This window comes from Streptomyces sp. NPDC058092 (genome assembly GCF_042884935.1).
Lineage (GTDB): Bacteria > Actinomycetota > Actinomycetes > Streptomycetales > Streptomycetaceae > Streptomyces.
On sequence record NZ_JBHVSY010000001.1, the window covers coordinates 241,807 to 262,826 of the forward strand.

General features: G+C 71.1%; 18 protein-coding genes. 10 read left to right on the plus strand and 8 right to left on the minus strand.

Annotated elements, in window-relative coordinates:
• Positions 1–176 precede the first annotated feature (176 nt).
• Both ACFVV1_RS01205 and ACFVV1_RS01210 read left to right on the plus strand, forming a co-directional pair.
• Positions 177–2,330, plus strand: coding sequence for an MMPL family transporter (locus ACFVV1_RS01205; protein ID WP_389982616.1), 2,154 nt, complete (start codon positions 177–179; stop codon positions 2,328–2,330).
• A gap of 196 nt (positions 2,331–2,526) precedes the next feature.
• Positions 2,527–3,120, plus strand: a complete 594-nt coding sequence (locus tag ACFVV1_RS01210; RefSeq protein WP_389982619.1) for a hypothetical protein — start codon at positions 2,527–2,529, stop codon at positions 3,118–3,120.
• Between the two features lie 43 nt (positions 3,121–3,163).
• Here ACFVV1_RS01210 and ACFVV1_RS01215 read toward each other — a convergent pair whose 3' ends face one another.
• From ACFVV1_RS01215 to ACFVV1_RS01235, 5 genes are all read right to left on the minus strand, one after another.
• On the minus strand, positions 3,164–3,613 hold the full coding sequence (locus tag ACFVV1_RS01215) for a DUF3592 domain-containing protein (RefSeq protein ID WP_389982622.1): 450 nt from the start codon (positions 3,611–3,613) through the stop codon (positions 3,164–3,166).
• Positions 3,614–3,633: 20 nt separating this feature from the next.
• Entirely contained in the window at positions 3,634–4,209 is a 576-nt protein-coding gene (locus ACFVV1_RS01220; RefSeq protein ID WP_389983879.1) for a hypothetical protein, read from the minus strand.
• A gap of 70 nt (positions 4,210–4,279) precedes the next feature.
• Positions 4,280–6,277 carry a hypothetical protein gene (locus ACFVV1_RS01225; protein WP_389982625.1) on the minus strand — a complete coding sequence of 666 codons (1,998 nt, stop codon included), beginning with the start codon at positions 6,275–6,277 and terminating at the stop codon, positions 4,280–4,282.
• Positions 6,278–6,523: 246 nt separating this feature from the next.
• On the minus strand, positions 6,524–7,954 hold the full coding sequence (locus tag ACFVV1_RS01230) for an APC family permease (protein ID WP_389982628.1): 1,431 nt from the start codon (positions 7,952–7,954) through the stop codon (positions 6,524–6,526).
• A complete protein-coding gene (locus ACFVV1_RS01235) occupies positions 7,951–9,099 on the minus strand; it encodes a Zn-dependent alcohol dehydrogenase (RefSeq protein WP_389982631.1) in 1,149 nt (382 codons plus the stop codon). Before ACFVV1_RS01235 ends, ACFVV1_RS01230 begins: the two co-directional genes overlap by 4 nt.
• A gap of 196 nt (positions 9,100–9,295) precedes the next feature.
• Here ACFVV1_RS01235 and ACFVV1_RS01240 point away from each other — a divergent pair, with 196 nt between their 5' ends.
• Both ACFVV1_RS01240 and ACFVV1_RS01245 read left to right on the plus strand, forming a co-directional pair.
• Positions 9,296–9,880 (plus strand): helix-turn-helix domain-containing protein, encoded by a 585-nt coding sequence (locus tag ACFVV1_RS01240; RefSeq protein ID WP_389982635.1) that lies wholly within the window; start codon positions 9,296–9,298, stop codon positions 9,878–9,880.
• Positions 9,881–9,963: 83 nt separating this feature from the next.
• On the plus strand, positions 9,964–11,190 hold the full coding sequence (locus ACFVV1_RS01245; RefSeq protein ID WP_389982638.1) for a hypothetical protein: 1,227 nt from the start codon (positions 9,964–9,966) through the stop codon (positions 11,188–11,190).
• A 26-nt stretch (positions 11,191–11,216) separates the two neighbouring features.
• Here the strand turns inward: ACFVV1_RS01245 and ACFVV1_RS01250 are convergent, their stop codons facing one another.
• Complete coding sequence (locus ACFVV1_RS01250; protein WP_389982641.1) at positions 11,217–11,600, minus strand: DUF192 domain-containing protein; 384 nt, start codon at positions 11,598–11,600, stop codon at positions 11,217–11,219.
• Between the two features lie 112 nt (positions 11,601–11,712).
• Between ACFVV1_RS01250 and ACFVV1_RS01255 the strand changes: the two genes are divergently transcribed.
• The 3 genes from ACFVV1_RS01255 to ACFVV1_RS01265 all read left to right on the plus strand — a co-directional run bounded on the left by ACFVV1_RS01255 (position 11,713) and on the right by ACFVV1_RS01265 (position 13,996).
• A complete protein-coding gene (locus ACFVV1_RS01255) occupies positions 11,713–12,513 on the plus strand; it encodes a prepilin peptidase (protein WP_389983882.1) in 801 nt (266 codons plus the stop codon).
• 167 nt (positions 12,514–12,680) lie between these two features.
• Positions 12,681–13,469: a class I SAM-dependent methyltransferase gene (locus ACFVV1_RS01260; protein WP_389982644.1), complete on the plus strand. Its 789-nt coding sequence runs from the start codon at positions 12,681–12,683 to the stop codon at positions 13,467–13,469.
• A 74-nt stretch (positions 13,470–13,543) separates the two neighbouring features.
• Complete coding sequence (locus tag ACFVV1_RS01265; protein ID WP_389982647.1) at positions 13,544–13,996, plus strand: hypothetical protein; 453 nt, start codon at positions 13,544–13,546, stop codon at positions 13,994–13,996.
• A gap of 92 nt (positions 13,997–14,088) precedes the next feature.
• On the opposite strand, the gene ACFVV1_RS01270 is transcribed toward ACFVV1_RS01265, so the two are convergent.
• Positions 14,089–15,240, minus strand: coding sequence for a winged helix DNA-binding domain-containing protein (locus ACFVV1_RS01270; protein ID WP_389982649.1), 1,152 nt, complete (start codon positions 15,238–15,240; stop codon positions 14,089–14,091).
• Positions 15,241–16,044: 804 nt separating this feature from the next.
• Positions 16,045–17,085: an L-glyceraldehyde 3-phosphate reductase gene (mgrA, locus tag ACFVV1_RS01275; RefSeq protein WP_389982651.1), complete on the minus strand. Its 1,041-nt coding sequence runs from the start codon at positions 17,083–17,085 to the stop codon at positions 16,045–16,047.
• 201 nt (positions 17,086–17,286) lie between these two features.
• On the opposite strand from mgrA, the gene ACFVV1_RS01280 reads away from it, so the two are divergent.
• The 3 genes from ACFVV1_RS01280 to ACFVV1_RS01290 all read left to right on the plus strand — a co-directional run bounded on the left by ACFVV1_RS01280 (position 17,287) and on the right by ACFVV1_RS01290 (position 20,956).
• Positions 17,287–18,048, plus strand: coding sequence for an isoprenyl transferase (locus ACFVV1_RS01280; RefSeq protein ID WP_389982654.1), 762 nt, complete (start codon positions 17,287–17,289; stop codon positions 18,046–18,048).
• A gap of 490 nt (positions 18,049–18,538) precedes the next feature.
• Complete coding sequence (locus ACFVV1_RS01285; protein WP_389982657.1) at positions 18,539–19,861, plus strand: PhoH family protein; 1,323 nt, start codon at positions 18,539–18,541, stop codon at positions 19,859–19,861.
• Positions 19,862–20,251: 390 nt separating this feature from the next.
• The gene (locus tag ACFVV1_RS01290) at positions 20,252–20,956 is read left to right on the plus strand and encodes a lytic transglycosylase domain-containing protein (protein ID WP_389982660.1); all 705 of its coding nucleotides are present in this window, start codon (positions 20,252–20,254) and stop codon (positions 20,954–20,956) included.
• The last annotated feature ends 64 nt before the right edge of the window (positions 20,957–21,020 follow it).

Sequence of the window (21,020 nt, forward strand, 5' to 3'; positions counted from 1 at the left end):
AGCCGTACAGGCGCCGCACAGCCATCACGGGCGTGCCGCGCCCGATGAGGCATGACCTCATTCGGGGGAGAGGCCCTGGTTCCGTCGTGCCCGCGACCACGCGGCGGCGGCACTCGCCGCGCACCCCGCGCCCCGACTACGCAGTCCCCCTGCCCGACCCTGGACGAGGAGCCCCCATGTCAAGACCGCACAGCTGGGCCGACCGGCTCGTGACCTCACCTGCCGGAAGGAAGGGAAAGTGGCTGACGCTGATCGCATGGCTGATCATCGTCGCCGTGTCCGTGCCGCTCGCCGGACAGCTGTCCGGCATCGAGAAGGACGAACTCACCGTCGAGCTGCCCCGCGGGGCCGAGTCCACCGAAGTCGCGGGCCTCGCCGACCGGTTCGCCGACGGCAGGATCTCGCTCGGCATCGTCGTCTACGCCCGCGCCGAGGGGCTCACCGCCGAGGACAAGGCGAAGGTCGCCGCCGACATCGAGGAGTTCGCCACGCCGGCGGCCGGGCCGGTCGGGCCTGCCAGACCCTCCGCCGACGGCAAGGCGCTCACCGTGCTGGTGCCCCTCGACAAGGAGGACGGCACCGCGCTCGCGGACAACGCCGAGAAGGTGCGGGACCGGGCCACGGCCGGCCGGCCCGACGGCCTCGAAGCGAAGCTCACCGGCCCGGCGGGCAACTCGCTGGATGCCACCGACGCCCGTGAGTCGACCGGCCGCGCGCTGACCGTCATCACGGTCCTCGTCGTCGCCGGGCTCCTGCTGATCACGTACCGCAGCGCGATCCTGTGGCTGCTGCCCCTCCTCGTCGTGGGCGTCGCCTTCCTCACCACCCAGGCCGTCTCGTACCTCCTCGCCAGGGGCTTCGGCCTGACGGTCGGTGGCGGGAACGAGATCGTGGTGACGGCCCTGCTGTTCGGTGTGGGCACCGACTACGCGATGCTGCTGCTGGCCCGCTACCGCGAGGAGCTGCGGGTCCACGACGACCGGCACCTGGCGGCGCGGACCGCGCTGCGCCGGGCCGTACCGGCCATCGCCGCGTCCGCCGCGACCGTCAGCATCGGTCTGCTCTGCCTCACCCGGGCGGACGTCGGCTTCAACTACACGCTCGGCCCGGCCGGCGCCATCGCCATCGGCTGCGGACTCGCCGCGATGACCACACTCTTCCCGGCCGTGCTGGTGCTGCTCGGACGCTGGGTGTTCTGGCCCCGCGTGCCGCGCGCCGGGACGGCCGGGAAGAACGCCGGCCACCGCCTGTGGGACCGGATCGGCGACCGGATCTCCCGGCGCCCCCGCCTCGTGTGGATCGGCTCCGCTCTCGTCCTCACCGTCCTCGCGCTCGGCTCGCTCGGCCTGAAGACCGGACTCGACGACGAACACCTCGTGGTCGGCAAGCCGGGCTCGATCGCCGGCCAGGACCTCCTCGCCGCCCACTACCCGGCCGGACAGAGCCGGCCCGCCGAGGTCATCAGCAAGGCCGGCGCCGCCCCCGCGATCGCCGCCGCACTCAAGGGCATCGACGGGGTCGCCGAGGTCGCCCCGGCGGAGAAGTCCACCGACGGCACCCTCGCCGCCACGCGCGCCGTGCTGAAGGACAGCGCGGACAGCGCGGCCGCGGCCCGCACCGTGGACCGGATCCGGACCGCCGTGCACGCCGTGCCCGACGCCGACGCACAGGTCGGCGGGCCCACGGCGATGGCCCAGGAGAAGGCAGCGGCCCAGGCCCACGACCGCAAGGTGGTGATCCCGCTGGTGCTCGCCGTCGTCTTCCTCATCCTGGTGGCGCTGGTACGGGCGCTGGTCGCCCCGCTGCTTCTGATGGCGACCGTGGTGCTGTCCTACTTCGCGGCGCTCGGCATCAGCCGGCAACTGTTCGAGCACGTCCTGGGCTTCCCGGCGGTGGACGTCCAGGTCATGCTGATCGGCTTCCTGTTCCTGGTGGCGCTCGGCGTCGACTACAACATCTTCCTCATCCACCGCATCCGCGAGGAGGCCGGTCACCGAGGCCACCGCGCCGGGGTGCTCGCCGGCCTCACCTCCACCGGCGGCGTCATCACCAGCGCGGGCGCGGTGCTCGCGGCGACCTTCGCCGCACTGACCACCGCGCCGCAGGTGGCGTTCATCGAGATCGGCCTCGTGGTGGCCATCGGTGTCCTCATCGACACCTTCCTCGTCCGGTCCGTGCTGGTCCCCGCCCTGGCCCTCGATGTCGGCCGTACGTTCTGGTGGCCGGGCCGGCCCGACTCCGCGGCTGCCGCAGCACGGGCCGCCGAGGAGGCCCCCGCCGCGGCCGCGGTGGTCGCGGACGGCGGAGGCCGTGGTGTCCGGTGCCCGTGACCGGCGGGCCCTGCTCATTGGGGCCCGACCCTGGGCCCGTGGGCCCAAGCCCGGGCAGGCGGGGCTCATTACGCTCGTACGTGACCGACCGTGAGCACATCCGACCCGGCGCCCGTCACGGGCGCATGTCCGGCGCGCCCATACGCACGTTGATCTGCACCCTCCACCTGTATCCGTTCCCTGGGGTGATGTATCGATGAGTAACGGTTTCTTCTACTCGTACCATCTCGGCTGGAGCCGCCCGGACGCCGAGTCGCTCTTCGGCGATCTCGACGCTGCGGGGCTGCGGCTCAGCCACCCCGTCACACGGCGGGTCACGCTCCTCGGCCCCGGGCCCGATCCGTGGGGCACTCCCTCGTGGGTGACCAGGGAACAACTGGTACTCCTGGCCGGCCTGCAACGGATCGACACGGTCGACTTCCTGCTGTGGGTGAACAGCGGAACCGACGTCCCGGCGCGTGTCCGGCGGATGAGGGACGGAGTCGTCGCGCTCGAATTCGGATTCGGGCGGCTCACGCGGGACGAGCAGGAGGTGGCCGCGCGGGCGATCAGGGAGGCGATAGGGCGCGCTTCCGTGCTGTGCATCGGCTTCGTCGTCGACCGGGAGGGCGCTTCCGCGGCCACCGACTGGAGCGGTGTCGTCATCAACGGCACGACGTTCTTCGACAGTTGGCCCGACACACTCGCCGTACGGCACGAAATCGCCGCGACACAGCCGCAGTTGTCCGGAGTGGCATCGTTCGACCAGTCGCCGTGGATGCTGTTCGGGAGCGAGGTCCCCAGCCGTTAGCGCTGTGCCCGGGCAAGGCCTTGCCGGGAGGGGCACCGGCAGGTCAGAGCCACCCGCGCAGCGCCATGAACCCCAGCAGCAGCCCCACCGCGAACACCCCCGGCACCACGGCGAACACCGCGGGCATCACCACCGGCCCCCACGACCCCGGCCCCGCCACCGTCGCGTGCTTCGCCGGGTCCGCCGGGTCGTAACTGACCCGGACCGGCGCCCCGACCGCGAAGCCGAACGGGCCCGGGGCATGGTCGGTGAACTCGATCTCGCGGCCGTCGCGGGTACGGAACGCGAAGACGTACTCGGTGACGTAACTCCGCTCCGTGCCCGGCCCCCGGTCGACCGTCCGGCGGTCCGCGCACCGGCCCTCGGCGCGCTCGCCGTGCCGGACCAGCCGCAGCACGCGGCTCAGCCGCAGCGCCGACCGGATGGCGAACGCGCCGAGGAGGAGGCCGAACAGAAGCAGGAACGTGGCCGTGCCTCCGGGCAGGATCTGCATGAACGAGAGCCCCTGATCCGCTACTTGACCGTGATCGACTCGACGAACGCGTCGAGGTCCTGCCGGCTCAGCGAGCCCTTCACCGCATTGATCCGGACCAGGAACGGCACGTCCTTCGAGTCCATTCCCGCCACCAGGACCCCGGTCATCCGGGTGCCTTGCGCCGGGGTCTGCTCCTTGCCGCTCGACGTGAACTCGTAATCGATCCTGCGCGCGCCGAGGGCACCGTCGTCGCCCGCGAGCTGCACGTCCGAGGTCTCCTTGCGGGTCGCCCCGAGCCCGATACCGGCGCCCGCCGCGGCCGCTGCCTCACCGGCGTCGTCCACGCCCGAGGCGAAATCGAGCTGCACCGAGACCAGGCCGGTGCGCAGCCCGCCCACCTCCTTGACCGCGACGGCGGCGTTGGCCTTGGCGCGGTCGGCCGCGGGCTGCTCCTTGTAGCCCTTGTTCGCGGGGTAGCCGACGGAGAGGCTGCCGGTGTCGAGCCGGTCCCAGCCGTCCGGGAGCGCGGCTGCGTCGTCGCCGCCGCAGCCGGTGACCAGGGCGAGGCCCATGACGGCGGCAGCAGCTGCGCCGAGTGCCCGGGACATCTTCATCGTCGTCATCGCCTATCGCCTCGTCGTCGTGCGTGCTTGCTGCGCACCGTAGCCGTACCCGGTGTACGGACTACTTCGCGCAGTAGCTGTACGGAAGGTACGAGCGCTTGTCGCCCTGCGGAGCCCCGAGGAACTGCGCGTCCGTCAGTGTCTCCTTCTTGTGCTCGTCCGAGATGGAGATTCCCAGACTCATGCCGAGGGAGATCTCGAAGCCGAACTCCTGGGCGTCCGTCTCGCCGTGGTACTTCATGGTGCTCGACAGGCCGTCCTGGAACATCAGCTGATCGAACGGGTCGGTTCCGGTGGGCTTCTGCTGCGGGGAGTGGTCGCCGAACAGGTACTCGAACGGGGCGGTGTTGTTGCCGGAGCCGTCCAGCCACTGCTCGGCGACGGCCCGCTTGTCCTCGGTGGCCTTGTCCGTGTCCTTGCCGAAGACGATCGAGTTCGTCCTGACCTCGATGCCGGTCTCGCCGGAGGAGTCGGTGCCGCTGACCTTGCCGCCGCGCTTGTCCTTGCCCTTCTCGCCGTTGTCGCCGCTGATGTCGCCCTTGGCGGACGTCGAACCGTTCTCGACGGTCTGGGTCATGTCGATGCGGACGATCTTGCCGGTCTTCTGGTCGCGGGTGACGGTGATCGCCCCGGTCCGGCTGTCCTTCGCGGCGGCCGCGCCGCCGAGCGGGCCGGCCGAACCGCTGACCTTGCCCTCCAGGTCGAGCTTGGCGGTGTACGTGTACGACTCGTTGCCGTTGACGCCGTCCTTGGTGATGGTCACCTCGGGGGAGAACTTGGCCTTGCCGCCGAGCTTGGCGCCGAGCTTCGTCTCGTCGCCCGCGCTGATGGAGAGGCCGCCGTCCGCGTACGCGTTGAGACCGATCGTCGAGTACGAGATCTTCTTGTCGCCGATCTTGTCCTCGACGTCCTTCTTCTTGTCGGCCCACTTCATCCCGGAGTACCAGCCGCCGCCGTAGCCGCCGCTGTACTTGGTGGAGGTCTCCCACATCTTCATTTCCTCGATGTCGTCCCGCATCTTCTTGGCGTCCTCCTCGCTCTTGAAGACCCAGGTGTCACCGTTGGTGATCTTGATGCCGCCGCCGACGTCCACATCGGCCTTGCCCAGCTTGCCGAGCTTGACGCCGGGGGTGCCGGCGGTGACGCCGGCCGAAGCGGCGTCGGTGAACGTCATGTGGACCAGCTTGTCGTTCTCGTCGACCCTGCCGTCGTTGTTCACGTCCGTCCTGGCCTGGCTGACCTTCTGCTGGAAGCCGTACTCGTTGCCCCACTCGAACCAGCCGATCTTGACCTTGTCGCCGACGGTTTCGGAGATGCTGGAGACCTGGCACATCTTGGGCTCGTAGTCGGCGTCCGTCTTCGGCTTCGCGGTGGTGTCCCCGCCGCCGGTGGAGCAGCCGCCACCGCCGCCGCCCAGCGAGCTGATCGCACAGCGGATGCGTTCGCCGATCTGCCCGCCGACCCCCGCCATGGCCATCGCGCCGATCATCGTGACGACGAGGACGATCACCCCGAGGTACTCCGTGGCGGTGGCCCCGCCGTCCCGCCAGGAGTACGGGTGGTACGGCGACGGGGCGGGCTCTTCGTCGCGGTCGTCCAGCAGCCGGTCGACGGCCAGCCCCGCGGCCGAACCGGTCGCCAGTGTGACGACCGGCATCAACGTGCCCTCCAGGCCCACGAGATGCCAGGACACGGCGAATCCGTGGGCGAGCGCGGCCAGCGGGACACCCAGGGAGGCGAGCAGGGTCAGCGGCCGGGACTCGCGCTGCTCGTCGGGCAGGACGCGGGCCGAGGCCAGGACCGTGAGCACGGTCGTGATGACGGTCGGCACGTGCAGCAGGCCCAGGCGCCAGCCGAAGCTCGCCAGCCGCTCGTCGGTGGCGAGCATCTCGACGAGCCCGCGCGACACCAGATATCCGGCGGCGATGTAGACGAGAGCGCCGGCGGCCCAACTACGGGTCAGGGCGAAGAACACGCCACTGCTCGCGCCGGAACCACCCCCGACTCCCGGTGGTATGCGGCCCGTGCTTCCGCTTTCCCAGCCCCCGCCACCACTCACGGTTCTTCCTCTCCGACGCCTGCTTGACATGCCTGTGCCCGCAGTTCCGCACTTCGGGTGTGGCGTGAGCGTACGGGTGTACGAGCCGGGTGACCTGGGCCCTTGGCCCCAAACCCGGGCCCAATGAGCGATGCCCCGCCCCGCCCGCGGGGTGCGGGAGGGGCAGGGCATCGGGGGAGGAGGGGCGGGGCGGGAGAGGCGCGGGTCCGGCCACGGGGCGGCCGGTCCGGGGTCCGCTCCGGAGGGTCAGTCCAGGTCGTCCGCGAACGTCCCCGCGCGTTCGGCGACCTCCGGCCTTCGGACCCGCAGCACGGCGAAGCCGACGATGCCGACGACCAGCGCGCCGACGAACACGTACGGCAGCACGCTCAGCGGCCAGGCCGGGACGGGCCACAGGTTGCGGTAGAAGACGTAGATCATCGCGGCGGCGCCGATCAGCCCCAGGCACCAGGTGACGATCAGTCCGCGGGCCCCGATCCGTCGTACGAACAACGGCGCGGCCAGACACACCAGGGTGTAGCTGAGCATGTAGCCGAAGACGCCGACGGTGTCGATGTACGACGTCGCGTTCAGCGGCTCGGTCCCGGCGCCGACCACGAGTACCGCGGGAACGGCGACGAACGGGGCGACGGCCCAGATCGCCACGGACGGGGTCCGGTGACGGGGGTGGGCGACACCGAGCCGGGCCGGCATCACACCCTCCTTCGCCATCCCGAACAGCAGCCGGGCGGCGACGGTGATGCAGGCCATCACCACGGCCACGAACGACGCTGCGAAGCCCGCGTGCAGGAAGAACTTCAGGAAGCCGAGACCCGACAGCTCCGCCAGTTCGTCCATCGGGTCGCTGCTCCTCGCCAGGGCGTCCGCCCCGCCGAACCCGGCGACCTGCGCGTACGTGGCGAACATGTAGAGCACACCGGCCAGTACGGCGCTGCCCATCACCGAGCGGGGAATCGCCTTGTACGGGTCGGTGGCTTCGGCTCCCAGCGATGCGGCGCCCTCGAATCCGACAAAGCCGAGGACACCCAGCACCACCGCGAAGACGACACCGTCGAGGGTGGAACCGCTGAGGCTCAGCTGATCGGTGTCGATGATGTTCCCGCTCTTGAAGAAGGCCGGGACCAGCACGACGACGATGAGGACGATCGACACGACCTCCAGCACGGAGGCGACGCGTGCCGCCGTCCGCACACTGGCGATGGTCAGTCTGATCGCGACGGCGGCCAGCAGCACGTCGAGCAGGATCTGGCCGGGGATGCCGGTGAAGAGCCCGATGCCGATCTGGTCGAGGGCGCGCGCCGTGTAGTACCCGGCGCCCGCGAGCGAACCCGAACCGATGCACACCGCTCCGATGAGCAGGGCCCAGCCGGTCACGAACGAGCCGGGCGCCCCGAGCGAGAGCCGGGAGAAGGCGTACAGCGAACCGACCCCGGCCCGCCTGCGGGCGAAGACGCAGATGCAGTACGCGATGGCGAGGACGGCGGCCATGGCCAGGAAGAACGAGAACCAGGCGCCGTTGCCCGCGGACGCCGCCATGCTGGCGGGGGCGAACGCGATGACGGCGCTGGGCGCGACATTCGCGACGCTCTGCGCGCCGACCTCGAACGTGGAGACGGAGCGGTGGGCCAGGCCGTCGGCCGGCTTTCCGGGAGCGGCCTGCTTTCCGGCGGTGCTCATGTCCGGTCCTTCATCATCAGCAGCTGGCGCAGGGCGTGGCCGGCGGCGAGGTCGGCCAGTGCGTCGCCCGCCTCGTCCAGCGGACGCCGTGCCGAGATCATCGATTCCACGTCGAGGTCACCCGACACCACGAGATCCACCAGGGCGGGGATGTCGCGGCCCGCGTCGACCGAGCCGTAGTTCGAGCCGAGAATGCGCTGGTCGGCCTCGGCGAGTGCGAGCGGGTCGAAGCGGGCGGTGCGGCCGGTCGGCGGCAGACCGACGATGACGGCGGCGCCGCCCTGGCCGAGTGCCGCGATGGACTGCTCGGTGGTCTCGATCTTGCCGATGGCGTCGAACACGTAGTCCAGACCCTCCGGGACCAGGGCCCGCAGCGCCTCGACGACATCGCCGTCCCGCGCGTCGATCGCGTCCGTCGCGCCGAGCCGGCGTGCCAGTTCCAGCTTCTCGGGGACCACGTCGACGGCGACGATGCGGCCGGCCTTCGCGAGCCGGGCGCCCTGCACACAGGACAGGCCCACACCGCCGCAGCCGATGACGGCTACGGTGGCCCCGGCCTCGACCCCCGCGGTGTTGCGGACCGCGCCGACACCGGTGGCGACGGCGCAGCCGACGAGGGCTATCACATCGAGGGGCGCGTCCTTGCGTACCTTGATCGCGCCGGAGGCGGGGACCACGACGCGCTCGGCGAACGAGGAGACGCCCAGGTAGTGGTGGGCCCGCTCACCGTCGACGGAGAGCCGGCTGGTGCCGTCGTACAGCACCCCGCCGGGCGCCACGACCTCGGCGACCAGGCTGCACGCGGCCGGGCGCCCGGAGACACAGAAACGGCAGGTGCCGCAGGACGGGACCCAGGACAGGACGACATGGTCGCCGGGTTCGAGACCGGAGACGCCCTCGCCGAGCGCGGTGACCACGCCCGAGCCCTCGTGGCCCATCACGACCGGGGTGGGGTGGTCCCACTCACCGCGGATGACATGCAGGTCGGAGTGGCAGACACCGGCCGCCGTGACGGCGACCTCGACCTCGCCGGGACCGGGCGGGGCCAGAGTGACGTCGGTGACGGTCACCTCTTGCCCGGGGGAGCGGAAGACGACGCCGCGCACGGTGCGTGCGGTGCTCTCTTGGGAAGACGGGGAGCTCATCGGCTCACTCCTCGGATGGTGCGGGACGGGCAGGGGAGGGGGAGGGCGGCACAGCGGTCCACCAGGACGCCTTGTTTAGCGTCATTAAACTTTCGTCAAAGTTTTACAGCACTAAACTCGATGGGTAAAGACCCTTCTGACCTGCATTTGTCCCCGACCACTGACCGTGACTTCCTCGACAGGTAGCGTGTCCGCCATGCCCGAAGCCCCTGACAGCCACATGTCCACGATCGGCCCGCGGCTGCGTGAGCTCCGCCTGGCACAGGGGCTGACACTCGCTCGGATCGCCGAATCCGCAGGCGTGACCAAGGGGTTCGTCAGCCTCGCCGAGCGCGGCAAGACCTCGGTCTCCGTCCCGACCCTGATCCGTATCTGCGAGGCCCTGGGTACCGGCATCGCCGCCCTCTTCGACTATCCGGACCAGGACGTCGTCAAGGGGGGCCTGGGCGCCAAGCTGGAAATGGGCGGGCACGGCATCGAGGAGTTCCTCCTCACACCGGCCGAGGAGCGGCACGTCCAGGTGATGCGGACGATTCTGCGGCCCGGCGGCGGTTCGGGCGGCGCGTACAGCCTGGAGGCGGAGACCGTCTTCGCCTACCTGGTCCGCGGCACGCTGCGCCTCAGCGTGGACGGTGAGCCGAGGTTCCTGGAGGCCGGCGACTCGACGACGTTCTCGGCCCGCGCCGCACACGCCTGGGACAACCCCGGCGAGGACGAGGCCGAGGTCCTCTGGTCGATCGCCCCCGCCCTGCCGCTCTCCCGCACCAAGCTTCGTCCGTAGCCGGTCCGGGCCGTGGCCGCAGCCCGGCGCCGCTGCCCGCCCCGTGACGGCCGAGGTCACCCGCTGCGGAGATAATCGGCAGTATGCCCGACGACGATCCGGCCGCTCAGGCCATCGCTCCCGCACCGCAGCTCGTGCGGCAGCGCGGCCACCGAACGCAGCCGCAGCCTCCCGCCCGAGGCCGTCTCGCCGCGGCCCTCACGGCGGCGGCACCGGCCCTCGGGGCGTACGCGGCCGTGCGCCTGATCGGTCTCGTCGTCCTCGCCGCCGCCGCGTCGAACGCCGGGAAGAGCGCCTTCCACCTCCTCGGCGAACGCTGGGACTCCGTCTGGTACCAGCGGATCGCCGAGAACGGCTACGGCCACACCGTCACCCTCCCCGACGGCGGCATCCACTCCGACCTGGCCTTCTTCCCGTTGCTGCCCGCTCTGGAGCGCGGCATCGCCGAGCTGACCCCGCTCTCCCTCGCGGGCGCCGGACTGCTGGTCGCCTGGGCCGCCGCGCTCCTCGCCGCCTGGGGGATCTTCGCCGTCGGGGCGCATCTGTACGGCCGCCGGACCGGGGTGGTGCTGGCCGCGCTGTGGGGTGTGTACCCGACGGCGTTCGTCCAGTCGATGGCGTACACCGAAACCCTGTTCACCGCCTTCGCCGCCTGGGCGCTGTACGCCGTGCTGACCCGGCGCTGGATCGTGGCGGGCACCCTGTGCGTATGCGCGGGGCTGACCAGGCCCTCCGCGGCTGCGCTCATCGCCGCCCTGGCGATCACCGCCGCGGTCACGCTCGCAGGGGAGTACCGGGCCGGCCGGACGGACGGCATCGTCCGCCGCAATGCGCGGATGCTGACCGGTACCGCGCTCGCGCCGCTGGGCTGGCTCGCGTACGTGGTGTTCGTCGCCGTACGGGAGGGCAGCCCGTTCGCGTACTTCGACGTCCAGGCGCAGTGGGGCAACAGCATCGACGGAGGTGTGGCGCTCGCCTCGTTCATCCTCGGACTGCCGCTGCCCGGCGCGCTCGGGCTGGGTGCCGCGCTGGCGGGACTGGGATGGGTGGTGTTCCTGTGCGTACGGCAGCGCCAGCCGCTCCCCGTACTCGCCTATTGCATCGCCGTCGTCGTCATCGCGCTGATCGGCTCCGGGTACTTCGGGTCCAGGCCGCGGCTGATGATGCCTGCGTTCCCCCTGCTCCTCCCGCCCGCCGTCGCGCTGCTGCGGCTGCGCACCACGGCTCGCACGGTGACGGTCGTCGCCGTGCTCGCGGTGGCTTCGGCGGCCTACGGGGCATGGACGCTGCTCGGCTCCGGCCCGCCGTAAGTGCGAACTCCGGCCGCCCGGCGCCCTCAGCCCCGGCTCTCCTCCGTCTGGACGATCCGCACCCGCGCCCCCCGCCGCAGCCCCCACTTCTCCATCGCCCCGGCCTCCGACTCGATCACATGACGGGCCCTGGGCCGAGGCATCCCCAGCCGGCCCGGCTTCATCGTGTGGACCGCCACGACGTTGAACTTCCGGTCCAGATACGCCACATCGATGGTGAACCGCATCCGGAACGAGTGCACGCTCCCGCACGGAGTGATCAGCAGGGCGCCGTCGATCCCGTCCTGCCCGAGCAGCCCCCGGCTCCGGGCCCGGTACGAGGCCGCGATCCGCAGCGGTATCTCCCGCTCCTGACCGCCCGCCGCGTCGGTGACCGTCAACGTTCCCTTGCCATTGCGCCATTGACCCATGGCGATGAAGGTAGCGCCCGGTGACGGCCGCTGGGTCCGGAACGGCACGCAGTGGGCCCCAGGACCCATGCCCCGTGCCCGGCGCCCGCCTAGGGTCGGCTCCGTGTACGCCATGCTGACAGTGCTCGCCGCACTCTGGGGCGCAGCGGCCGGACTGCTGCTCCCGCGCGCCGCCTACCGGTTCTCCGTCGAACCGGAGGACGACTGGCGGGACACCTGCCCGGCGGGCCACGCCCTGACCGGGGCCGTCCGCGGCTGGCTCGGCTCCACCCGGTGCGCCCCGTGCGCGGCGGCGGTGCCGGTGGCCGCCTCCGCGGGCGACGAGCCGGGAGACCGGGGCGCCGGGGCGGACCCCGCACGGCCCGCGGCGCGGTACGCCCCCGGCGTCCTCGTCCCCGTCGTCACCGCGCTCGCCTGCGCCGTCCTCGCGGCGGCCACCGGCCTGCGGCCCGAACTCGCGGTGTGGCTGCTGCTGGCCCCCGTGGGCGTACTCCTCGCGACCATCGACCGCCGCGTCCACCGCCTGCCCGACCGGCTGACCCTGCCCGCCGCCGCGGCGGCCGTCGTGCTCCTGGGCGTTGCGGCGCTGCTCCCGGAGCACGGCGGATCCTGGCTGTCCGCCCTGCTCGGCGGAGCGGCCCTGGGCGCCTTCTACTGCCTGCTCTTCCTCATCAACCCCAACGGGATGGGCTTCGGAGACGTCAAACTCGCCCTGTCGCTGGGCGCAGCCCTCGGCTGGTACGGCTGGGCGGTGGTGTTCGCCGGCGGCTTCGCCGGGTTCGTGCTCGGTGCGGTGTACGGGTTCGGGCTGATGGTCCTGAAGCGGGCCGGGCGCAAGACCGGCATCCCGTTCGGACCGTTCATGATCACGGGCGCGTTGCTGGGCATACTGCTCGGCGGCCTGTCCGCCTGACCATCCGCCCGGAGTACGGGCCCGCCCGACGACCGCCCGGAGTACGGGCCCGCCCGACGACCGCCCGGAGTACGGGCCCGCCCGACGACCGCCCGGAGTACGGGCCCGCCCGGCCACCGCCGGTATTGAGGTCGCGCGGGCCACCGCCCCGCTGACACCATGTCCGTATGTCCGGAACACCCGCCGAAGCGGCGGAACGCGCACGGTTCGACGCCCTCGTCGAGGACGCGGCCACGGTCTCCGTCGACGGCTGGGACTTCTCCTGGCTCGACGGCCGGGCCACCGAACAGCGCCCCTCCTGGGGTTATGCCCGCGCCATGGCGGACCGGATGGCACGGGCGAGGGCCGCACTCGACATCCAGACCGGCGGCGGCGAGGTCCTCGCCTCCGTGCCGAAGCTCCCGCGGCTCACCGTCGCCACCGAGTCCTGGCCGCCGAACATCGCCCGCGCCACCGCTCTTCTGCACCCGCTCGGCGCGGCCGTGGTCGCCGATGCGGATGAGCCGCCGCTGCCGTTCGGCGACCGCGCCTTCGACCTGGTCGTCAGCCGGCATCCGGTGACCACCTGGTGGGCGGAGATCGCGCGGGTGCTCACCCCCGGGGGCACGTACTTCTCGCAACAGGTGGGCCCGGCCAGCGTGTTCGAACTCGTCGAGTACTTCCTCGGCCCGCAGCCGCCCGAGGTGCGCGGCGCCCGTGACCCGGAGCGGGCCCGGGCCGACGCCGAGGCGGCCGGGCTCGACGTCGTCGATCTGCGGATGGAGACGCTGCGCACCGAATTCTTCGACATCGGCGCCGTCATCTACTTCCTGCGGAAGGTGATCTGGATGGTGCCGGGCTTCACCGTCGAGGAGTACCGGCCGCGACTGGCCGAACTGCACCACCGGATCGAGACCGAGGGGCCGTTCCTCGCCCACACCACCCGATTCCTGATCGAGGCCCGCAAACCGGGGTAGGCCGCGCCCCCCTGCTTTCGCCCGAAGGGTGCGACCCTTGACGGTGAGCGCACGGGAGGGAACCGGCCATGTGGGTGGGGAACGAAGACGAGACACCGCGTGTCCCGGAGCGGGGCAGGGCCGACTGGCTCAGAGGCGCACGGATCGTCGGAGTGCTCGGCGTCTTCTACCGGCCGGAAGGGCGGATGGGGGAGCCGGAGGCGGTCGAATTCCTGCTGGCCGACGGCCAGTCGCTGCTCCTGACCTGTGCCTCCGACGGGACCCTGCATGTCGGCCCCGGCAGCTGGCCCCGGCTGCCCGGCTGGTGCGTACCGTCGGGACAGTGGGAGTTCGCCGCCCTGCCGAACCTGCCGCAGCCGCCCGACGGCGGCTGGACCGTCACCCGCACCGAGGAGCGCAGGGACGAGAAGGGCGAGGTGCACGAGGCCGTCATCCGGTGCGAGGGCGGACGTTTCGTGGTCCTCGGCGGTGACACCGTGTCGATCCGCTTCACCCGCGGCCACCGGGGCGCACCGGCGAGGGGCTGATTCGCTGCTTCCAGCCCGTCCGGCGTTCGAGGACAGGACGGCGACCGGACGGGCCCGGTGAACCAACGCAGCACCGGCCGCGACGGCAGGCGCTACGCGTGCGGCCCCACCGTCACCTTCCCCACCGTCAGTTCCGGTGTGCCCTCAAGCACTTCGCCGACTCGCGTCACCTGCTCCTCCAGCCCCCGCAACTGCCCGGCCGTGAGCGGTGACAGTGGCTCCACCGTCACCGCGATCCTGCGGCCCGACCGGTGCTGGTGCCACACCCCGGCCACGGTCCCGTCGATCAGCAGCACCGGGAAGTTCCCCGCCTGGCCACCCGCCAGCGCACGGGTGTACGCCACCCCGGGGAAGAGCTTCTCGCGCGGCTGGGACGCGATGAGATACGCGTCGAAGTAGGGGAGCAGCCGCACCCCGCGCGTCGGCTCCACCGGAAACGCGGTGTCGCCCGCCACCAGCCAGGCCGGCTCCCCCTCGTACGCCACCTCCTCGATCTCCCCGCGCGCGGCCATCCCCGCGAACAGCTCCGCTGCCCAACGCTGCGGCGCCGCGAGCCACTTCGCGAAGTGCTGGGGCGTGGCCGGGCCGTACGCGTACAGATAGCGGCGTACGAGACGGACGAGCGCCTCGGGACCGTCGAGCGGGACGGCGTCCGGGCGGGTGTAGGTGACCTTGCGGCCGCGACCGGGCGCGAAGCACAGCGCGCCGCGGTGACCCGCAAGATGCATCACCTGCCGCCAGCGTGGCCACATGTCCTGGAAGCCGGGCACCACCCGGTCCCCGGCCCATGCCCCGGCACGTTCCACCACCGCATCCGAGAGCTCGTCGACGGTCAGCTCGGCCCCGGTCAGCGCGTCCGTGATCGCGGCGAGCACGGCCTCGGTCTGCTGCGGCGTCATCCGGACATCCGCGGGCAACGGATTGCGTCCGGCCGGTACGGCGGACAACGCGCCGGTCCACATGGGCAGTTCGGTCGTCGGCAGCAGATGGATGGTGCCGCGCGGCCCGTGCGTCTTGACCAGGGTGCGCTCGGTCCACAGCGCCTCGCGCACATCGGTACGGGTCGCGCCCGCCGTCCGCAGCCCGACGGAGAGCTCGGCGGCCGACAGTACCTGGGCGTGTGCGGCGGGCAGCGCGCCGACCGCATCGGCCGGGGTGAGGTGCACCGGAGCGGCGAGCCCCTGGCGTTCCATCCGGCGTGCGTTCGCCCCGGTCCAGGTCACGGTCGCGGTTCGTGTCGTCATGATGCTGAAACTAGCGGCCCATCAGGTCAGGGGCTGTCCCATATTCGGCCCATGACCTCTGCGAGACGTACAGCCAAGGCTCTCGCCACCGCGTCGGTGCTCCTCCTGGCGCCCGCCCTCGCCGGCTGCGGCACGGAGCGGGCCGGGGCCACCGGACCTGGTGCGGGATACAGCCCTCCGGCCGTGGGCGCCTCCCCCTACGTCGAACCGGACGCCGGTGACGGCGCGCCGCACTATCGGGAGAACCACGCCTTCCAGTCCACCGCCGAGCTGTCCCCGGACGACCGGGCCAAGGGTGCTGCCGAAGTGAAGAAGGCCGAGGCGGGCCTGGCCGGCATCGCGGAGGGCCGCAAGACCACCGAGTCCCAGCTCCATGAGGCACTCGCCGGTCTGGGATACGGCCCCGAGACCATCTCCACCGGCACCTTCGGCCCCCACCGCAACACGCTCATCGTCGACCTCGGCCCGATCTGTGTGGAGGGGGCCCTGGACGGCGTCGTCAACGGGCTCGTCAAGGCGGAGGTCCACGGCCGCTACCTCGAAGGAACCGGCTGCGTAAAGCCGGTCGGCGGCCACTGGGGCCACGCCGGATGCCGTGCTCGCAGCGGAGTCCGGCGAATTCGGAGAGTAATTGTGGAGTGGCGTGGCACGCAGCATCACTTACGAAGGGTTATGGTGGAAACCCCCCCTCGGGCCGGTCCGTATCCCCCCCCACGGACCGGCCCGTTTTTTGTGGGCCCGCTGTGCGCACCGCGTGGCGGCCGCGTGCCGACTGCGTATCAGCCCCGCGAAGGCCGCCTCCGGTCAGCTCCGTCCGGCCCAGATGTTCGTGCCCGCGGTGTCCACGGCGAAGGTGTCGATCTCCTTCAACTCCTCGGCGGACAGCGGCGGCCCGGCGAGCGCCGCGACGTTCTCCTCCAGCTGCTTCACACTCGAAGCGCCGATCAGCGCCGAGGTCATACGGCTGTCCCGCAGCACCCAGTTCAGCGCCAGCTGGGCGAGTGACTGACCGCGCCGCCGGGCGATGTCGTTCAGCCCGTTCAGCCGGCGGAGCACCTCGTCGGAGAGCAGGCCCGGGTCCAGGGACTTGCCCTGGGTGGCGCGCGAACCCTCCGGGATGCCCGTCAGGTACTTGTTCGTGAGCAGGCCCTGCGCGAGCGGCACGAAGGAGATGCAGCCCATGCCGGCCGCCTCCAGGGTGTCGAGGAGCCCGTCGTCCTCGATCCAGCGGTTGATCATCGAGTAGGACGGCTGATGGATCAGGGCCGGTACACCCATCTCCTTGAGCAGCCGGGCCGCCTCCGCGGTCTGCTCCGCGCTGTACGAGGACACACCCACGTACAGCGCCTTGCCCCGCTGCACGGCGGAGGCCAGCGCCCCCATCGTCTCCTCCAGCGGAGTGTCCGGGTCGAAGCGGTGGGAGTAGAAGATGTCGACGTAGTCGAGCCCCATCCGCTTCAGCGAGGCGTCCAGCGACGACAGCAGGTATTTGCGGGAGCCCCATTCGCCGTAGGGGCCGGGGTGCATGTCGTAACCGGCCTTGGTGGAGATGATCAGCTCGTCCCGGTAAGGGGCGAAGTCCTGCCGGAACATCTTGCCGAAATTGAGCTCGGCGGAGCCGGGCGGCGGCCCGTAGTTGTTGGCCAGATCGAAGTGGGTCACCCCGAGATCGAAGGCGCGGCGCAGGATCGCCCGCTGGGAGTCCAGCGTGCGGTCGTCGCCGAAGTTGTGCCAGAGGCCGAGGGAGACGGCCGGGAGCTTGAGACCGCTGCGGCCGGTGCGGCGGTACTCCATGGAGTCGTAGCGCGAACCGGCGGCCTGGTAGAGGATAGGAGAATCAGTCACGTATCTCTCCTTATCACGGACTTGTGACAGGCCGGGTTGGGCCGGTGTGCCGCCTGCGCAGTAATGTGGCGGCCTCGGGGACTGCCACGGCACGGTGGGGCGATGGACCCTGCGGAACGGGTGCGACGACCCCCAGGGGGGCGGCCCCGGCCCCCGGGTCATGGGGCGGGCGGGCCCGCACAGAACCGAGAGGTGAACTCAGTGAACTTGCGCGACCTGGTGTACGGGCTCTACGCGCGCCGGGTGGAGGCCCGCCTCGACCTCACCCAGGTGCCCAAGCACATCGGTGTCATCCTCGACGGCAACCGGCGCTGGGCGAAGGCGTCCGGCGGTACGGCCGCGCAGGGGCACCAGGCAGGCGCGGACAAGATCCAGGAGCTGCTCGGCTGGTGCAGCGAGACCGATGTGGAGGTCGTCACACTCTGGCTGCTCTCCACGGACAACTTCGACCGGCCCGAGTCCGAGCTGACGCCGCTCCTCGGCATCATCGAGAACACCGTGCGCGACCTCGCGGCGGACGGGCGCTGGCGCGTCCACCACGTCGGCACGCTCGATCTGCTGCCCGCCCGCACCCAGACCGTCCTCAAGGAGGCCGAGCAGGCCACGATCGGTGTCGACGGGATACTGGTCAATGTCGCCGTCGGCTACGGCGGCCGCCAGGAGATCGCCGACGCGGTCCGCTCGCTGCTGCTGGACCACTCCGCCAAGGGGACGTCCTTCGAGGAGCTCGCGGAGATCGTCTCCACCGACCTGATCTCCGAGCACCTCTACACCCGGGGCCAGCCCGACCCGGACCTGGTCATCCGCACCAGCGGTGAGCAGCGGCTGTCCGGCTTCATGCTCTGGCAGAGCGCCCACTCCGAGTACTACTTCTGCGAGGTCTTCTGGCCGGCCTTCCGCCGCGTCGACTTCCTCCGCGCCCTGCGCGACTACGCGGCCCGCCACCGCCGCTACGGCGGCTGACGCCGCCGCCAAGCTCACGGGGCGCCCCGTCCGCCGTCAGGGCACCGCTCCCGGCGGCACCGGTTCCGTCCTCGAACGCCGGACGGGCTCGAGTGGTGCCGCTCACCGGCCTTCCCCAGCCCCATCAAGCCCGTCCGGTGATTGAGGACGGAACCGTTGCGGCGTTGGGCCCGCACCGACGTGCCCGGACGCACCGATCCCGCTCACCCCGCCCGCCCCAGGGCGGCATGGCTTCGCGTTTCCGAGGGAATACCCCTGACAGGTCGACGTCCGGTCACCAACCAGGCGGACGTCGTGTCCAAGTGAGCGGCACGGAGTCCGCTCGCCCGGGAGGCCCTTTGCACACGAAGGACCGTACATACAGTGCGGCCGACGCGGAGGGCCGGCGCTCGGCCCGTGCATCGGGACCGCAGCCCGGTCCGTTCTCTCCCATGGGGATGCTCCGCGACGCCGTCGCACCCCAACCTCGTCCGAGGGGGTACGTCCTTCCGTGGTGACCAGCACGAAGCGCCGCATGCTCGACAGGCGCACCTATGTTCTCGACACCAGCGTCCTGCTGGCCGATCCGAACGCCATGGTCCGGTTCGACGAGCACGAAGTCGTGCTCCCGATCGTCGTGGTCACGGAACTGGAGGCCAAACGGCACCACCCGGAGCTGGGGTACTTCGCCCGCCAGGCCCTGCGCCTGCTGGACGACTTCCGCACCCGGTACGGCCGGCTGGACGCCCCGATCCCGCTCGGGGATCTGGGCGGGACCCTGCGCGTCGAACTCAACCATTCCGACCCCGGCGTACTGCCCGCCGGCTACCGGTTGGGGGACAACGACTCACGGATCCTCGCGGTCGCGCGCAACCTCCAGGCCGAGGGGTACGACGTCACGGTCGTCTCCAAGGACCTGCCGCTGCGCATCAAGGCGTCCTCGGTCGGCCTCCTCGCCGAGGAGTACCGCGCCGAACTCGCCATCACCGACTCCGGCTGGACGGGGATGTCGGAACTGCCCCTCGCCGCCGAGCAGGTGGACCTGCTCTACGGAGAGGAGACGCTGTACGTACCCGAAGCCGCCGAACTGCCCGTGCACACCGGACTGGTCCTCCGGTCCGAGCGCGGCAAGGCGCTCGGCCGGGTCACCGCCGACGGCAATGTGCGCCTGGTGCGCGGTGACCGGGAGGTCTTCGGCATCCACGGCCGCAGCGCCGAACAGCGGATCGCGCTCGATCTCCTCCTCGACCAGGACGTCGGCATCGTGTCGCTGGGCGGCCGGGCCGGCACCGGCAAGTCGGCGCTGGCGCTCTGCGCCGGTCTCGAAGCCGTCCTGGAGCGCAGGCAGCACCAGAAGGTGATGGTCTTCCGCCCGCTGTACGCGGTCGGCGGGCAGGAACTGGGCTACCTCCCCGGCACCGAGGCCGAGAAGATGAGCCCCTGGGCGCAGGCCGTCTTCGACACGCTCTCGGCGGTCGCCGGACGCGAGGTGATCGAGGAGGTGCTGGGGCGCGGCATGCTGGAGATCCTGCCTCTCACCCACATCCGGGGCCGCTCGCTCCACGACGCCTTCGTGATCGTCGACGAGGCACAGTCCCTCGAACGGAACGTCCTGCTGACCGTGTTGTCCCGGATCGGGGCAAATTCCCGAGTGGTGCTCACGCATGACGTGGCCCAGCGGGACAACCTCAGGGTCGGCCGGTACGACGGAGTCGTCGCCGTGGTCGAGAAGCTGAAGGGCCATCCGCTCTTCGCGCACGTCACGCTCACCCGCTCCGAGCGCTCGCAGATCGCCGCCCTGGTGACCGAAATGCTGGAGGACGGCCACATCTGATACGGGATACGACAGTTGGTGCCGCCCGGCGGGCAAAGCAGCTTAGCCGGGCGGCATCGTGCTGCGGTGGCATTTCGCTAAATCACTTGCTCCAAACGGGGTGTGAGCTTTCACACGCAACAGAGAATTGCTTCCCGGCGTGCCGTTCCGGCAGAGTCTTGCTTCCGTCAGGCCCCGCATACGGCACACCCGCACCTCCAGAGGTGCCACGCACCACACAACTCAACAACCGCCGTCCGTATGCCGCCCGCGAGCACCACGCGGCACTCCCTCCGGGGAGTCGCCCACCGGGTCCGTGCCTCCCGTGACCTAAGCAGTAGGGAGGCCAGCGCCAGGGGCACGATTGCGTCCGCGAGGTCACCTAAGCGGGCGATGCTGGAAGGACACCGTGTGAGCCGGATCTCGGTCCGGGGGTTCGCCGTGGCGTCAGCCACCGCGGTCACCACCGTCGGCGCCGTCGTAGGCGTTGCCTCGGGCAGCACTCCCGCTGTCGACGACAACAACTTCGAGGCGGCCGCAGCCGACACGACGCTTCTCGCCGACATCCCTGCGGGCCAGCAGGCCCAGGTGCAGACCGCCTCGCTGACTCAGCAGGCCGATGCCCAGGCGTCCGCGGCCGACGCGGCGGCGAAGAGGTCCGTGGAGGAAGCTGCCCGCATCCAGGCCGCCAAGGACGCCAAGTCGAAGAAGCAGGCGGCCGAGGCCAAGCTGGAGAAGGAGCGCCAGGACAAGAAGGACGCGGCCGAGCGCGCCAGCCGTTCCGAGATCCGCAGCGCCTCCACGTTCGCCCAGCAGGGCTCGTACACCGTGGCCGAAATCAAGGCGATGGCGCGGCAGATCGTTCCCGCCGACCAGTTCCAGTGCTTCAGCAACATCGTGAACGTCGAGTCGACCTGGAACTACCGGGCGAGCAACCCGTCCTCGGGTGCCTACGGCCTCGTGCAGGCGCTGCCCGGTTCGAAGATGTCGACCGCCGGAGCCGACTGGCAGACCAACCCGGCCACGCAGATCAAGTGGGGCCTCAGCTACATGAACGGCAAGTACCAGAGCCCGTGCGGTGCCTGGTCCTTCTGGCAGGGCAACCACTGGTACTAGAACCTGCCGAGATCCCGGTCTCGACCTCTCGAAGCCCCTCGCCGTCCTGCGGTGGGGGGCTTCG

Coding starts and splice junctions, on each gene's coding strand:
- ACFVV1_RS01205 (WP_389982616.1), top strand. CDS start 177: ATGTCAAGACCGCACAGCTGGGCCGACCGGCTCGTGACCTCACCTGCC.
- ACFVV1_RS01210 (WP_389982619.1), top strand. CDS start 2,527: ATGAGTAACGGTTTCTTCTACTCGTACCATCTCGGCTGGAGCCGCCCG.
- ACFVV1_RS01215 (WP_389982622.1), bottom strand. CDS start 3,613: ATGCAGATCCTGCCCGGAGGCACGGCCACGTTCCTGCTTCTGTTCGGC.
- ACFVV1_RS01220 (WP_389983879.1), bottom strand. CDS start 4,209: ATGAAGATGTCCCGGGCACTCGGCGCAGCTGCTGCCGCCGTCATGGGC.
- ACFVV1_RS01230 (WP_389982628.1), bottom strand. CDS start 7,954: ATGAGCACCGCCGGAAAGCAGGCCGCTCCCGGAAAGCCGGCCGACGGC.
- ACFVV1_RS01235 (WP_389982631.1), bottom strand. CDS start 9,099: ATGAGCTCCCCGTCTTCCCAAGAGAGCACCGCACGCACCGTGCGCGGC.
- ACFVV1_RS01240 (WP_389982635.1), top strand. CDS start 9,296: ATGCCCGAAGCCCCTGACAGCCACATGTCCACGATCGGCCCGCGGCTG.
- ACFVV1_RS01245 (WP_389982638.1), top strand. CDS start 9,964: ATGCCCGACGACGATCCGGCCGCTCAGGCCATCGCTCCCGCACCGCAG.
- ACFVV1_RS01250 (WP_389982641.1), bottom strand. CDS start 11,600: ATGGGTCAATGGCGCAATGGCAAGGGAACGTTGACGGTCACCGACGCG.
- ACFVV1_RS01255 (WP_389983882.1), top strand. CDS start 11,713: ATGCTGACAGTGCTCGCCGCACTCTGGGGCGCAGCGGCCGGACTGCTG.
- ACFVV1_RS01260 (WP_389982644.1), top strand. CDS start 12,681: ATGTCCGGAACACCCGCCGAAGCGGCGGAACGCGCACGGTTCGACGCC.
- ACFVV1_RS01270 (WP_389982649.1), bottom strand. CDS start 15,240: ATGACGACACGAACCGCGACCGTGACCTGGACCGGGGCGAACGCACGC.